The organism is Sessilibacter corallicola (assembly GCF_021290925.1).
Lineage (GTDB): Bacteria > Pseudomonadota > Gammaproteobacteria > Pseudomonadales > Cellvibrionaceae > Sessilibacter > Sessilibacter corallicola.
The window spans coordinates 47,691-62,481 of sequence record NZ_JAJSLX010000002.1 but is presented as its reverse complement, the minus strand read 5'-3'; the positions used below and the strand labels follow the sequence as shown (position 1 = coordinate 62,481).

Annotated in this window: 12 protein-coding genes; 2 read left to right on the top strand and 10 right to left on the bottom strand. The window is 44.7% G+C overall.

The annotated features are described in order from the left end of the window. Positions 1 to 436 precede the first annotated feature (436 nt). Entirely contained in the window at positions 437 to 1,135 is a 699-nt protein-coding gene (locus LU361_RS07605) for a winged helix-turn-helix domain-containing protein (protein WP_233088260.1), read from the top strand. 71 nt (positions 1,136 to 1,206) lie between these two features. Here LU361_RS07605 and LU361_RS07600 read toward each other — a convergent pair whose 3' ends face one another. From LU361_RS07600 to LU361_RS07570, 7 genes are all read right to left on the bottom strand, one after another. Continuing rightward, complete coding sequence (locus LU361_RS07600; protein ID WP_233088259.1) at positions 1,207 to 2,334, bottom strand: methanobactin export MATE transporter MbnM; 1,128 nt, start codon at positions 2,332 to 2,334, stop codon at positions 1,207 to 1,209. A 6-nt stretch (positions 2,335 to 2,340) separates the two neighbouring features. Continuing rightward, entirely contained in the window at positions 2,341 to 3,105 is a 765-nt protein-coding gene (locus LU361_RS07595; protein WP_233088258.1) for an MbnP family copper-binding protein, read from the bottom strand. A gap of 395 nt (positions 3,106 to 3,500) precedes the next feature. Further along, entirely contained in the window at positions 3,501 to 5,102 is a 1,602-nt protein-coding gene (locus LU361_RS07590; protein WP_233088257.1) for a S41 family peptidase, read from the bottom strand. Positions 5,103 to 5,267: 165 nt separating this feature from the next. After that, on the bottom strand, positions 5,268 to 6,479 hold the full coding sequence (locus LU361_RS07585) for a pyridoxal-phosphate-dependent aminotransferase family protein (protein ID WP_233088256.1): 1,212 nt from the start codon (positions 6,477 to 6,479) through the stop codon (positions 5,268 to 5,270). Between the two features lie 236 nt (positions 6,480 to 6,715). Beyond that, positions 6,716 to 7,225, bottom strand: a complete 510-nt coding sequence (locus LU361_RS07580) for a DinB family protein (protein ID WP_233088255.1) — start codon at positions 7,223 to 7,225, stop codon at positions 6,716 to 6,718. Then, positions 7,209 to 8,984: a bifunctional lysophospholipid acyltransferase family protein/GNAT family N-acetyltransferase gene (locus LU361_RS07575; protein WP_233088254.1), complete on the bottom strand. Its 1,776-nt coding sequence runs from the start codon at positions 8,982 to 8,984 to the stop codon at positions 7,209 to 7,211. The genes LU361_RS07580 and LU361_RS07575 overlap by 17 nt, the downstream gene beginning before the upstream one ends. A gap of 231 nt (positions 8,985 to 9,215) precedes the next feature. After that, a complete protein-coding gene (locus LU361_RS07570) occupies positions 9,216 to 10,403 on the bottom strand; it encodes a D-alanine--D-alanine ligase (RefSeq protein WP_233088253.1) in 1,188 nt (395 codons plus the stop codon). Between the two features lie 677 nt (positions 10,404 to 11,080). On the opposite strand from LU361_RS07570, the gene hmuQ reads away from it, so the two are divergent. Next, a complete protein-coding gene (gene hmuQ, locus LU361_RS07565) occupies positions 11,081 to 11,371 on the top strand; it encodes a heme-degrading protein HmuQ (protein ID WP_233088252.1) in 291 nt (96 codons plus the stop codon). 39 nt (positions 11,372 to 11,410) lie between these two features. Here hmuQ and LU361_RS07560 read toward each other — a convergent pair whose 3' ends face one another. The 3 genes from LU361_RS07560 to LU361_RS07550 form a co-directional block, all read right to left on the bottom strand. Further along, positions 11,411 to 12,889, bottom strand: a complete 1,479-nt coding sequence (locus LU361_RS07560) for an O-antigen ligase family protein (protein ID WP_233088251.1) — start codon at positions 12,887 to 12,889, stop codon at positions 11,411 to 11,413. A 165-nt stretch (positions 12,890 to 13,054) separates the two neighbouring features. Then, positions 13,055 to 14,590: a GMC family oxidoreductase gene (locus tag LU361_RS07555; protein ID WP_233088250.1), complete on the bottom strand. Its 1,536-nt coding sequence runs from the start codon at positions 14,588 to 14,590 to the stop codon at positions 13,055 to 13,057. Then, the gene (locus tag LU361_RS07550; RefSeq protein WP_233088249.1) at positions 14,580 to 14,777 is read right to left on the bottom strand and encodes a hypothetical protein; all 198 of its coding nucleotides are present in this window, start codon (positions 14,775 to 14,777) and stop codon (positions 14,580 to 14,582) included. The genes LU361_RS07555 and LU361_RS07550 overlap by 11 nt, the downstream gene beginning before the upstream one ends. Positions 14,778 to 14,791: the final 14 nt, after the last annotated feature.

The following is a 14,791-nucleotide window of genomic DNA, read 5'->3' as shown; positions in this document are numbered from 1 at the left end:
ACCACGTTTGCCTACCCCACGAATAAATTCCTATTCAGAGCAATCTACGTATTTTTCTTCTTATTATTTAATGTGTTATCCACATTAAATATTGCCTCAACAAATAAAACGCTGGATTCATCATTGCATATTTGTATCGAAGTCATGACAGGGCGCAAACACAAGTCGTGAATTACAGTCTATCCTAATATTGTACAGGGGATTGTTAAGACTCAGCTGCGGTTAAGGTGCTTTAGCACAAACTAATGCCCACAATGAGTGCAAATGAATTCCGTGAAATAAATAAATTAAAGTTGGCGCCCAAATCATTTCTCAACTTTACAATTCTTATGTGAAAATACGCCCGCACATCAACTATGAATCAATCGTTCGTTCAAGCTAAAACTTATTATTCTAGCAACGACTACGTTTCCATCCTTTCACAATGGAGCAAAGTGTGAGTTTCACTTTACCAAATGTATTATTGTTGATTAAAAACAGTGAAACTCAGGCCGAAATAAATCAGCTGTTATCGGACAAACCCTTTCATTTGTTTTTCCAGACCGATCCGGAAAAAGCCTTATCAGCTATTTCTGCTTTTCGCCCAGAAATCGTAGTTATCGACAGCGCCTACTTGTTAGATCTCAACCCAACGCTGCTTCACAGAATTCAGGTGTTTCATCCTGCTCCTTACTTGAAGATTACAAACACCGAAAAACTTCCCACAAATCACGGAAATTTTGCCAAAGAGGTTTCGGCAAGGTCGCTGAGAGCGAGCCTGGCAAAAACCTTAACTCAATTGACTCAAGCGCACCCGTTACCAACGCCAGAACACGCTCACCCTCAACGCAGAGATATCGTGGTCGGCAACCTTCGTATCGATCGATTTACCAAACAAACGTGGTTATCTGGGGCAAAATTGGATCTAACCGCGCAAGAGTACGATTTACTGATCTATTTGGTCATCAATGCAAATTCGGTCGCCAAACCTGAAGAACTGCTGAAAAGAGTCAAAAGTCTGGGAACTGAAAACTCAAACAACTCTGTTGATCTGTACATTGCTCGACTCAGAAAACTGCTCAGAGACGACGGCCCAGCGCCGGAGAAAATTAAAACAGTAGAAGGCGGGTATTTGCTGGCAAGAGACGCTTGGTAAAAACCGTAATCGCAACCTAAAAAGGCAGCAGCTCGCTGAGGTGCTGCCAAAGTAAATCTACCGTTACGCGTTTAGTCTGCGCCAACAAATGGATTTGAGTGGGCAGGATTGGTCAAAAATTCTTCGTCTGTTAATGCTTTTAAAAACGCGATCAAATCCGTTTTCTGCTCATCAGACATTTCCAACGGCCGAACGAACTGACTTTTATAAGGGTTTTCTCGTCCATCACCTTTAAAGGGGCCGTCTTCAATCAAACGTCCGCCAGCGATGTAAAAATCCAAAACTTCTTCCAAAGTCGTGAAACTGCCGTCGTGCATGTAAGGCGCAGAAACACCCACGTTCCGCAACGTTGGGGCTCGGAATCCGCCCATGTCTTTTTTACGACGAGTAATTTCGAAGGCACCAACATGATCGGCGGGATAAGAACCTTTGCCATCAATGTTGTACATTCCAATGTTATGAAACGGCCTGTGTTCGTCGATTTCTTCGTCTTCATCAATGGATTGAGTGAAGTTGAATCCGCCGTGGCAGTGATGACAGTCGAATTCTTCAGAGAAAAATACGTCCATACCTCGTATTTCTTGTTCGGTCATAGCGTCATCAATGCCCATATTCGCGTAACGATCGAACGGGCTATTAAACGATACTAAGCTGCGAACAAACGCAGATAACGCCTTGGCAATACGATCAAATTCAACCTCTTCATCGCCAAAAGCTTCTTTGAACAAAGGTTTGTAGAGATCGTTGTCAAAACGGGCCATGATTTCGTCTTCGAAACCGGTGATACCTAATTCCAAAGGTTCTTCATTGAACATTGGAATTAACACCTGCCGTTCGATCGAACGCAGATACGGATGTGCCCAGGTTAACGTTGCGTTGTAGCCAACGTTAACCAACGACGATGCATTTCTTTTAAGAATTTCCCCGGTTGAACCCACCGACACAGGTAAGGGCTCAGAGAACGCCAGCGATTGAATATGACAACTCGCGCAGCTCTGAGCTTTGTTGGCCGATAAATTGTTGTCATAGAACAAATATCGACCAAGCTGCACCCGAGCTTCGGTCATTGGGTTATCGTGAGGAATGGTTGGTCTAGGATAACCTTTAGGAAGATTCCACTCATAATCGCTTTCAGGTTGCTTGCCACCGCAAGCAACCAATACAAAGGATACAAATACAACTAAAAGAAACCTAACCATGATCCATTACAACGTCTGTGAGAATACGTGACTTTTCGACTGTTCTTCGGACAACACTTGAATCAACGGCTTACAAGAAGCGTCATCAGGATCACCCATGCAGTTGCCGTCCTCAATGATCTTCGAATTGGCAATCAAGCGATCGACATGGAAGTACACTGGCCTGTCAGACTGGAAGTCATCAAGAGTTACTGTAAATGTGTTCGGGTGCGCACAAGCTTCGGTTGGAGCACGCACTGAAGACGCGGAATCACAGCCGATAGAACCTAAATGGAAAGCCCAGCTTTTGCTCTTTTCTTCGGTTTGAGAACGAATATCCATGCGGACAAATTTATGGCCGATTTGCCAGGTCCAGAACATATCCGAATGATTCAACGGCTCGCTGGCTTGCAGTGGGTTTTGGTGGTTAACCTCAAAAGGCACACCGAGCATAAACGAGAAGCTAGAAGAATCAGAAACTGTCATCGGCTCCATATCGAACTGCCAACGACCTTCACCACTGCAGCGAGTGCCAAGCATTGCCACCGGTGATGCTTCACCTGATTTATTTTTTAATGTCGCTGCTTGGCCGTCAATTTCAACTTCTGAAAGGTAAAATTGGAACGCGCGCAGTTGCCATTCCAAACCTTCTTTTTCGAACGTTTGCTCACACGTCATTGGTTTGCCGTTGTAAGCCAACATAAATTCTACAGAAGAGCTTTTAGGCTCGGTTTCACAACCGGCCAATAAAAATAGGCCCATCAAACAACTGGTTTTCACTACTGGATTCATAATTACACCTAAAAATGCATAAATGACGAAAGCATTTCGATAAAAGACAGAATTAGTACAGGCTATCAGATCAATAAATTTAGACGAAGGTGTTTTGAACCATTAATTTGATTCACACCGATCTACATAGAGCGATAAAGCATTAGACTAGACTATTAATATCGCATTTGGATGAGGTAAATTGTCGCAGGCGAATCACAACCAGAGCACAGCCTCTGTTGTTTTCAACGCAGTTATTGCCCAAACCACACCATAGCAAAGCTATTAACAGGCATACCATCTACCGCGTTTCTCGCGATTCCATTGTCGAGTTGCACTATTGTGACGCGTTTATATTTTAATTTGACTTCAAAATCATTTCAGATGAAAGCCTCGCCCTCAGGTTAATGATTCCACTAAAACTCGAACGATTGAGAGTTTCTGATAATGCGATTTTCCTGCCAAATCGTTTTAATCAACTGAGAATCTCCCGTATTGGGTGACGAAGCTTTCGCGTTTTGCGACTGAGCCGAGGTTGCACTGCACTGGCCGGTAACTTGGTAATCCAAGGCCATTGCCAGCATATTTTCTTCTGGATTTCCTAAAGCCACACTGAAGTCATCTTCGACAACACAACCCGGAAGTATGACCGAACCAACCGATGTTGAACCTTGCGGCGCGAAGCCATCGGCGTAATCACCAAACCCTAGGGCGTTCACCGATTGAAACTGAACACTAAAGTACGTTGTGCCGCAGTTATCGGTTGCATAAAAACCAAATGGTTTGCCACAAGAGGTCGAACCAATTTGCACAACCTCAACACCGATACCTCGCAAGCCGTTAATGATTGATTCACTGGCAGAACAGGTGCTGCTTGTGGTTAACACAAACACTCGATCTAGATTTAAGGTTGGCAGCGGTTGCCCAGGAGAAACCGAAAACCCGAGAGACTCATCGAAGAATGGCACTGGGTCATTGAGCCTGCCCGTTACTGGGTTGATACTCGGATGTTTGTCGTTAAACCTTAGCTGCTCGAAAGTCTGGCTCTCTGTCGCCTCGGAACCGGCAATCATATAGGCAACCTGGCTGGCAATAGCTAAAAAACCGCCACCGTTGTATCTCAAATCCAACACCAAATCGTCGACGCCCTGGCTTTCCAAATCACGGAAAGCGTCAACCAATTCGGTTTCTGATGTAGCGATATGATCGTTGAAAAGAAAATAACCGACATTTCCGGCATCTGTGGTGAAGGTGTTCACTTCCTGGACCGACGTTAATGTAACCGTTCCAGCAGTAAGCGTAACGGATGTGATGGTGCCGTCGACTTTACGAAATACAAAATCGTGGCTTTCACCGATATCTGACGGTGCTAACCCTGCATTAAGGGTATTGATTCCCGCTTGGGTATTGTCATTAACGTCAACGCCATCAACGGCTAGAATCGTATCGCCACGCTCAACATTAGCCAGATCAGCAAAAGCATTGGGCTCAGTAAACGCAACTCGAATTTCCCTGGGTGTGGTGCCGGAGATAACCGCAAATTGAACGCCGTAATTCACCGAAATTCCCGTTTGCGACAACGCTTCCCACTCATCGGTAGGCACCGAAAAATGAAACTCATCTTTGTCTTTGCCGGAGGGCGTAATTTCGTTGGTTTTTAAGAGGTCAAAATACTGAGGGGTGGTAAACAGAGACGGGTCTAAATCTACGACCTCGTCATACCAAAAGTAGGTGTCATTCGTCCAAGAACGGAGCCAAAAGTTTTCTTCTAACACCGAGCCTTCACGATCATCAAAGGCGACACCAGTGACCGAGCTAACGCCACTGCGAGGATTTTGACACGCAGATTTGAAGTTATCGGCATCAGGAAAAACACCCGACTCAAACTGCAAATCAGCAAGACTAGCGACAGCATCGCTGGAACTGGAACCGCCGCCACCGCCACAAGCAGTCAGACTTAAAAATACGCCTGCCAATGAAAATACAACAATCCGTGAGCTACTCAACACTTGGAACATGCTTCATCCTTTTGCATAACGCGAACGCCATTCACACCGCTGATGACTGACAAGTTATTGACTCAATATAGGCGATTCTCTGTACTCCAGACAGCCCAGTATCAACGAGCAATGCAGCATCGATAAATATTGAAATCGAAAATTAGGAACTTACGAATCGGTATTTTACAAATCTGGCGTCTGTTTTTTGCTCGACTGTATTCGATTTTCGAGTTCTGCCATTGCCAGAGGAACATCCACTGCAACACCCAAATCGTTAAACGTAGAACCCAACGCGTGAAGTGCCCGAAACAAGTTATGCACTCGACATTGTTCGCCCATTTGACCGATTCGAACAATGGGTGGCCCGAACGAACCGGCAATCTCAACGCGGTAATTTTCAGAGATATGAGCGCACACCTGCTGCGCTGACAGTGACGGTGGTAAAGAAATACCAACGACGGAATTTAACCGAGCCTTAGGCTCAACGTAGAGATCCAATCCAAGACTTTCGATCGCACTTTGTAAAGCATCGGAACACACTTTGTGTCGCAAAAATCGTTTTTCCAAGGTCTCATCACACACGAGCCTCATCGCTTCATGCAACGCCAATAAACCCGAAACCGGTGCGGTGTAATGGTAAGACGCGCGATGCCAAAAGTTGGTTGCCAAGTTTGCATCTAGCGTCCAGTGGTTGCACGGCGCTTTGCGAGACTGGATTCTCTCCCAAGCAGGTTCCGAAAAGGCCACCAACGACACGCCTGGTATGGAACTCAGCCCCTTCTGACCTCCAGTAATAACCGCATCAATTCCCCACTCGTCCATCGGTAGTGGCATTGTACTTAGCGTACAGACCGCATCGACAACCACGAGACAGCCAAATTCTTTGGCAATTTTGGCAATTTCAGGGAGATGACAGTTAAACGTGGTATTGGAGGTTTCCCCCTGAACCAAGGTTAAAACCTGGGGGCGAAATTTTTCTATAATTTTGCGGACGTCGTCAGGATCAGCACTTCTTCCATCTTCAACAACTAATCGCTCGACGGTTCCGCCGGCACGCTCAGACATCTCGGATAATCGCTGCGAGAAAAATCCATTGCAGATATTAAGCACTTTGGTACCCGGCCAAACCAAGTTCACCACCGCCATTTCCATCGCCGCCGAACCTGGACCGGCCACCCCTAATAGCCAAGGTGATTGGGTTTGAAAAATATACGCACCCATTTGCTTCACTTGCTCAACAATACACGCCATGGTGTCGCCCAAGTGGTTTATAACAATACCATTGGCGGCAGCCACAGGCTCGGGAATCGGCACGGGTCCGGCTCCCATCATCAATAAAGGTTCGTCGGGGAGTATTTGATGAAGTTGTTTAATCGAGGGTAAAGCGACCGACATAGCGAATCCTGCGAGAGCAAATCGTCAATGTTAGCTCGCAGATTTCTAGAGACAAGTTTTTATTGTATCGATAAGCACCACTGCCTAATTATCTCGTCGAACAACGTCGACAAATTGTAGTCGTGGCGAACGAATACACCGATAAGAACGGAGCTTAAAGACGGAAAACTAAGAAATTGAGGGGTATACAGCAGGAAGGAATTCGCCGATTGAGAAAACCGGCGAATCAGTGGTGCTTAACCGTAGGCAGTCTGTCTCAAGTAGGTCGCCGTGCTTGGTGCAATGCCCACCTGCTTATCGATATCAATACCTAACTGACCGGCAACTAGCTTAGCGTAAGCCAAGTGATGAACGGTGTGGTTGATGATATAGCAGAATTCACGACTTAGTGACGAAGCCACAACCATATTTTGGGTTTGGCTAACAGAGACTTCTGTTTCAACGAACACGCTTTCATTCTCGAAATTGTTAGCGGTCATCCAATGAATTAAGTCATCGATTAGCTCAAGTGCTAATGTTGGCTCAACTTCTAAACGGCTATCACGAGAACGTTTGTTGTAATCAATTTTGCGAGACTCGATGCCTTCACGCAACGTAATAAAATGATCAAGAATATGTCTTACATGGCGACCGATTCCAGATAGTGAGTGCTCACAAGCTTGATTGTAAGACTCGCCCTGGCAAGCAATGACCAAAGACTTAAGTTGCTCTAGGGTTTCAATAGTTGCTTCAAGCAGCTGTTTCATGTTGGTTCCATAGTTGCAAAAATTTCTCAGCGCCATCTTTGCCGAGATAACGCTTAATATACTTCTCTGGCGACTTTCTCAAATCCACCAAGATCAAACCATCCAGGGAATCGTTAAATCCGGTATTCACCGAGAAACACACAAATCGCCCATTTAAAGCCAAATAATGACGCAGCAAGATTGGTACAGATTTACCGGGATCGCAGCGCCCTAGCAATTTATTAATTGCCGCAATATTGGATATTGAAGCCAAAGACTCCGGCGTCCATAACTTGCCTTTAACTTTCAAAGGCACAACCGGACGAATATCCATCAAAAATTCTTGCTCAGCTCTAAAGCTGGTCATCATTGAGTCTGATAAAAACGCTCGCGCAAGAATCGAATGCTCTTTTGAAATACTCACACAGCCAAATAACGTGTGGTAGTGAGGATTCTTAGCAACATAAGCACCAATACCTTTCCACAACAAATCTAATGCTCGCGGATGGCGTTGGTATTCTGGGGTGACGAAAGAGCGCCCCATTTCTAATGCGTTACCAATTCTCTGTAAATAACGCTCGTCGTAATGATAATGGGATCGGCTGTATAAACCTTTTAAGCCGTGTTTAGAAACAATTTCATCAACACAACCAATTCGATAGCCACCCACTAACGCTTGAGCTTCGTTATCCCATAAAAATAAATGTTGATAGTGTGGATCGTAGTGGTCCACATCCATTGCTCTACCCGTACCTTCACCGGCTGCACGAAATGTGACTTCGCGCGAACGAGCAATGACGTCCATCATTTTTCCAAGGCGCTGATACGGCGCGCAATAAACGGAAAAAGTGCCGCTATCTATTAACTTGAACTCTTCAAGTTTCGCTAAATCTTCTAACAACTCGTCTTGCTGGGAAGGCTGAATAATGTCCTTCCCTTCTATAATGACCGACTCAAGCGGTGTCTGGTTGCTTGAGTTTGGTAACAAATCTGTAGCAATTCTCAAATAATCGGTGATAGCTTGATCAGATTCCAAATGATCCAGCTCTCTAGGCGCAATAGGTTGACCAACAATGAGATCAAAGCGTTTACCTTGTTTGTTGGACAATTCACGAGGCAGCATCAATGTGCGCAAACGAGGGTGAACCAGTCCTGCAAGATAGAACAAGGAACTGTTTCGACCATCGACGAAAAACGGAACACAAGTCGCTTTGTATTTTTTCGCCAAACGACCGACCAAAGAATCCCATTGGCGATCGCGAATTTTTCGTAATTTGGTGTCGATTGCAGAGACCATCCCCGCAGGATAGATCAACAGTGCACCACCACTGCTCAACTGCTTGCACGCTGCACGAATACCCTTCGCATTTGCAGCCGCTGCATTTTTCGATAATACGTCAACACCAATAAACAACTCGCTCAACTCTGGAATACGAGTCAGCATTTCATTGGTGAGTACTTTTAGGTCGGGCCGAATTTTTACCAGCATTTCGGTCATCGCAACACCTTCCAAACCACCAAGAGGATGGTTTGCGACGAAAATAACTGGCCCTTCTTTCGGTATTTCGTCTAGATGTTCAGGGTAGACTGGATTCAAACCGCACCCGAGAACATCCATGGTGTAATTCAAAAAGTTAACGGAATTCTCAGCGCCGTCGGCGGACTCAGGGCGCTGATCATAGTAACGAATAAGCTTTTTAAGTCCGAGCAAGCTCTCTACAGCACCTGAAGCCACAGGATTACTAAGCGGAACTCGAAACGGATTAAACGCGGATTTCATACACCAAACCTTTGAATCTTACTTTTTTACACCCATATGCCGGCCGGTTTTTGAGCGGGTGCAACAATACCATTAGCCGACATTCGAAACCATGAGCAAATCAAATCTTGTCACAGAAATTACATAGAACTGCGAAGTTTGAGCTACTAATATGAAATTCAATAGTATCGAGGAAAGGCAAACATTGTTTTTTGTTAAATTTAACGCCCCGCCTCAACCAGAGATTAAAACTCAATCAGTTTCTGGGTAAAACTCTTTTAAGCGCCGCTCCTTCTGCCAGTGGCGATAAAATTGCAAAACGCCGGGTGTTTTAAAACCGCGTTTGCGATTTTGGCTGCCCAACGTAAACAGTGTTTTGTATTGATACAGCAACGAACCCACCGCCGTAGAAAGAGGCGTGTCGCTGTCCCAAATATGCAGCGATTCAGAGCTGGCGGTATTAATCTCAACAATTTCAATGCCGCGACCCGCTTGGAGTTCTTCAATAGACGGGAATTTAATGTCTAATCGGCCGTAATAGAATTCTGGCAAATCCGACATAATTTCATTAATGCGAGCGGTTAACGCTTCCGTGATGTATTTATTCGCGTCTTTAAATACCGCACCACGACAATGGCTAGCCGAAAAAACAAGACGATAAGGCTCGTTTTCAGGGATCACATCTTCGAGTCGGTCTTTGTGTCTTTCAAGATACAAATGTTGTAATTGGCTTGCTCGCTCATCGTTTTCTATCAATTTAGCCAACGTATCTTTGCCATTACCAACCACGTAGGGCATGTATTTCAATGCCAAAGAAATAATTTTACCGGCTTTTTCGTTAGGCTCACGAACAAAAAACACACCCGCCTCAGCTTCATGGCTGGCTAGGCGTTGCACCATCACACCAGAACCCGCTGGGTACGCGCGAAGATAACGTAACAGTTGTTCTTCATTTTTAACTAATTTAACACCTGAACCACGACAGCCAATATCAGGCTTACAAACCACAGGGAAAGAAAGGTCGTACTCTTCCATGGTTGATTTAATGATTTCAACCTGGGTTTCTAGTGCCTTGTCGTTAATGGTGTGCACAAACCACGTTAAGGTAGCTTCCGCACAGTGGCCACTGGCCTGGGCCAGAAGTTCGCTTTTAGGAACGCCGACCATGCCGGAAAGCTCTAGTTTTGGATTCGCGACTAAAGGCAGCGTCAATGAACGGTGTCTTATGCTTAAGAGAAGCCACTGGAGAACGACGGGCAAGTACATAACCCATGTCGGCCAAAACTCAAACATAGAAATTCTTTTCTTGGAATACGTCAGCGGCGGCATTCCAGGGGATACGAACGAATCAGAACGGCTTGCGGTTTTCATAGATTCACTAGGTTGTTCTATTCCTGAGTTATCGACATCAGGAAAACCTTCTTGGGTTTTTGCGCTCATTACTTTTTAACTTAAATAAAAATATCGTACAGATGGCGAGCCATATTCGCGTTGGAACACAAGATTCGCCACCATTATTGACCAGTTAATGAATACACGAGTCGAGTGCTACCTCTGAAACGGTAATGTCCAAGCTCTCATCTCACGAACAACAGATTGCCACCAAACCAGGGCAAACTACCGGTTACCTGTGCGGTAGCCAATCAGCTATTCTTTTTTGTACTCGTGCGTATGTTGTTACTGCGACAATCCATACACCACTTAATTCATTGGTCATTCTACCTGATCAAAAACCAAACAAAGAACATTGGCAATTGATCCATTCGAGGAAACCTACCATTCAAAACCTGAACACACCTAAAATCATAAGGTTTGTCGATTGAATTCAGCTGTCCTCAGAGAAAGCAGCAGCGGATTATATGCGCAATAGTGGTGTAAATCATGTCAGATCTATAAAATCCTGACAGGTTTAATCTATTGCGACCAAATAATGCCAAAAGTTAGCATACACTTACAGCAAACTTTCCGAATTCCGGGAACACATCAAAATAATTACGAATAGAGACGTATTAGTTTTTAGTAATACTGACCGATTACCTGGGCTGATCTGCCCCTTATAAGCATGAATACAGCTCACACCTACCCCCAACAAAAGGGCCTATTTTATGTATATCGCTATGAATCGATTTAAAATCGCACTCGGGCAAGAAGATGAATTTATCAATGTCTGGAAAAGCAGAGATACCTTTCTTGACGAAGTGCCAGGCTTTAAAGAATTCCACTTACTACAGGGACCAACCAACGAAGAATACACGTTGTTCTCTTCACACACGGTTTGGGAAAACGAATCAGATTTTATCAATTGGACCAAGTCCGAAGCCTTCAGAAAAGCCCACGCCAACGCAGGCTCTAATAAATCACTTTATTTAGGCCCGCCGCAATTCGAAGGATTTAACTCAGTTATTTAAACCATTTGATTCTCTGAGATTCAACCGTAACTCAGAGAATCACACTGGCGCATTGGCCATGCGCCTTCGAGTTTTCTTGGGAGGCGTTGTGTTTTTGATGTAAGCAGAGGCAAGCGCCAACAATAGCCAAAGCAGTTTACCGAGATACACGATGGAACTGGTAGTCACGATAAAGACGGCCATACCGACTAACATTCCCAACAACACAACCCCCACTTTCCAAAGCGGATCGTCTTTTTTCTCAAGTATCGCAATACGATCAGCTACCCGTATCATGGCGTAAAACCATATCCACACGTACAAGACAAAACCGAGCAAACCGTATCGAAGCAAAATTGCCAGATAACTGTTAACGATATCGACAATACCCTGCCCTTGCAGCATGGTCGCTCGCAACACTGGGTCATCGCGGAAAAACGGTGTTCCGAATAACGGATTTTCGTTAAAGGCGTGCCCAGAGTTTTGCACTAGATTGTATCGATAAAGCCAAGATCCCCCAGAGCTATCGAATTGCAACAACGCTTTCATATTGATCAGCATTATCGCCGCGACAAAGAAAATTGTGTATTTATAGAAATTACGCGCGCCTTGAGATTCAATCTTGTAATACAAAACGACCGCAATACCCACGAGTGCAACTAGGAAAGCACCCCGAGAATCGGTAAATAGCAAAGCGGCAAACAGCAAACCGACAAAACCTAAACTGTAGATTGAGGTTTTAACTCCGATTTTTGTCAGCTGGGTTACCACAAATAGTATAAGCGCCATAAATGACCCAAAAGCGATGGGGTCAAACCAGGAGGCGGAAATTCGCAAACCGAACCCTCGGAAATGGTAAGCCGTTGATAATTTGTCAACGCGAACACCACCAATATGAGACGCCAGAGGACCGTACATTTTCCAACTGAGAAACCACTCAGCCACACTACCAATCGCCAAAATAATACCGCCAAAAGACAGCGCGATTAAATACGAACGGAAATTTCCCCCCGCATTACTGATAACATAATAGGGCAGCCAAATGGTTAAAAAGGTATTTAACCCGAGTTTAAACCAGAAGGTAATCGAGGTATCGATTCTGAAATTAAGCACCGTGATAACAATGCAATAAATCAGTACTAATTTATCGATCAGAAGCTTTTGATGGGGCTGCTTTCTCAGCTTTAAATAAATTGGCAGCAATAAACAGATACTGAGAAAAATGGGGTGTTCCATCACCATCAAGTTACTGATTCCTGGGAACGGAACTGGAAACTTCATCATGGGTATTGCGGAGAATAACGCGAGAAAAGCACAAATTTTTTCTTCGCGCTCCTCTTCAATCATTTTGAAACAGATATAACCTGTCGCAAAATAAATCAGCCAAATATTCCCCATAAGTGCCGTAACACCCACCAGAATAAGAGAAGCTTTTCCCCACAGGTATGCACGCGGCTCTTGAAACGCCTTATTAAAGAGATAACTGCCCACAATAATTGTGGTGCCGAGCACAATGAAGATTTTTAGATAATAAATCATGACACCTCAACGGTTACCGCTGTGATTGCGTAATACCCTTAACTTTTGATCCAGATTTGCTTGTTGAGATCTGCCCGATAAAAATCTAAAAAATGTTGAAAGACACAAACCCCGAAGAATTCGAAGTCTATGCCGTTTGAATCATAACGTCACATTTATACGAAATTATGTCTCTTGAAGTAATTCTTGCTCCGCTGACAAACCTTCTTGATCGGGTAAACTCCCATCGTCAATTAAGTGATCGGCAAGGCGCAAGGCAAGTTGAACCAATGGCATGGTTGGGTTATGAGCGCCTCCTCTTGGGAACACACTCGACCCAGCAACGTATAAATTATTGGTACCAAAAACTCGACAATTAGGGTCGACCACGCCGTCTTTTTCAGACTCAGCCATACGGGTCGCCCCCATGTGGTGCGCGTGACCATTCACTAAATAGCCGTTGCCGTAAAATGGTAATTTAACGTCTTCTTCAAATAAAAATTCGGGTAACTTAACCCGCGCCACGCCACCTCTGTGCGCCTGAATAGCAAATTCCTCAGCGACTGCCTTAATGGTTTTTTTGTCAAAATCGGACAAACTCCAATCCACCGAGACTCGTCGCAAACCCAACTCATCTTTTTCATCGCTGAGGTAAATACGATTTTTTCTGTGCGGATCTTGCTCGGTCAAAGTCGATAAGCGCCCTTCTTCAGGACACACAAACTGGAAAACATTGGAGAGCTGATCTTCCAATCCCCAATTACAAGCGCGCTCTACTAAAAACTTTTTAACCGCTTGGCCACGACCATCAGATTCCGCTTTGGCGGTATAACCCATTGTCACATTTGAGGCACCAATACCTGCCGAGCGAATAAAATCATCGCCTGTGTAATACGCCATCGAGCTAATGCCGTCTTTCCAAACGTCTTTGTCTGGAATAAATTTACCCAAACGAACATTAACGTGGTCCATAAAGCACGTGCCAAGCATACCGCCGCCGTTACCTAAACCACCATCAATTTGACGATCGCAGTTCAATAGCAGGCGGGCATTTTCTACGGCACCAAGCGCAATCACATAATTTTTCGCCTGAATATTACCGCTGACATTATCAAATGTTTTAACTGCAAAAGAGTCGATACTTGCCAAATCTTCTTTTAGCGGAATATCAACAACATTAGCATTGACGTACAAGTCAATTAATTCAGATGACTGCAAGGTATCGAGGTATTTAACACCAAAACGGGTGGGAGGACTCAACAATTCTAAATCAGGATAAAAGCTATCGATTAAATCTTGAGTGCCTTCTTTCTCTTTAAATTCTTTCGATTCTAAATCCAGAATCGCTTTTGCAGGCGCTAAGTATTTCTTAATTTCGGCAAATGAAATTGGCCAACCAGATTCTTCATAGGCTTCTGGACGCTCTTCAAAATCCACCGGCTCAGGCTCGCGACAACGGCCAGCCCAGTGGTTTGAGGTTCCACCAAAAAAGCGCAACCGAGTCGCAGAAAAATACGGATCAGTGCCTTCCGCCGTTTGATATACCGCTTGAGATTGTGGGGTAAATTGTAAGCCACCAGCTTCTAAAAGCGCTACCTTCTTACCCGATTCGGCCAGACGAAGCGCGAGTGAAATACCCGCAGGGCCAGAACCGGCAACAGCAACGTCGTACTTATCTTGTGGAAATTCAAGCTCAGATTTCCCCGCCAAATCAATCAACATGGCCTGACTCCTTCAGCTGAGCAAGTTCTTTCTCAGACACCACCCATCCGTCGACGGTGTAATAACCTTCTCGCAAATAAACAACTTTTGTGGACTTTTTAGCTTGATTCGTTGAATCCGCTTTTACAGGTACCGCTGCTGCAAATCCCGTTGCCAAAGCACCACTGATAAAATTCCTTCGATTCATAGTTCCATCCACAT

Bases quoted from the DNA above. Each gene is read 5' to 3' on its own strand.
- LU361_RS07585 (WP_233088256.1), bottom strand. From the start codon at position 6,479: ATGTCGGTCGCTTTACCCTCGATTAAACAACTTCATCAAATACTCCCC.
- LU361_RS07575 (WP_233088254.1), bottom strand. From the start codon at position 8,984: ATGAAATCCGCGTTTAATCCGTTTCGAGTTCCGCTTAGTAATCCTGTG.
- hmuQ (WP_233088252.1), top strand. From the start codon at position 11,081: ATGAATCGATTTAAAATCGCACTCGGGCAAGAAGATGAATTTATCAAT.
- LU361_RS07590 (WP_233088257.1), bottom strand. From the start codon at position 5,102: ATGTTCCAAGTGTTGAGTAGCTCACGGATTGTTGTATTTTCATTGGCA.
- LU361_RS07595 (WP_233088258.1), bottom strand. From the start codon at position 3,105: ATGAATCCAGTAGTGAAAACCAGTTGTTTGATGGGCCTATTTTTATTG.
- LU361_RS07555 (WP_233088250.1), bottom strand. From the start codon at position 14,590: ATGTTGATTGATTTGGCGGGGAAATCTGAGCTTGAATTTCCACAAGAT.
- LU361_RS07600 (WP_233088259.1), bottom strand. From the start codon at position 2,334: ATGGTTAGGTTTCTTTTAGTTGTATTTGTATCCTTTGTATTGGTTGCT.
- LU361_RS07550 (WP_233088249.1), bottom strand. From the start codon at position 14,777: ATGAATCGAAGGAATTTTATCAGTGGTGCTTTGGCAACGGGATTTGCA.
- LU361_RS07570 (WP_233088253.1), bottom strand. From the start codon at position 10,403: ATGAGCGCAAAAACCCAAGAAGGTTTTCCTGATGTCGATAACTCAGGA.
- LU361_RS07560 (WP_233088251.1), bottom strand. From the start codon at position 12,889: ATGATTTATTATCTAAAAATCTTCATTGTGCTCGGCACCACAATTATT.
- LU361_RS07580 (WP_233088255.1), bottom strand. From the start codon at position 7,225: ATGAAACAGCTGCTTGAAGCAACTATTGAAACCCTAGAGCAACTTAAG.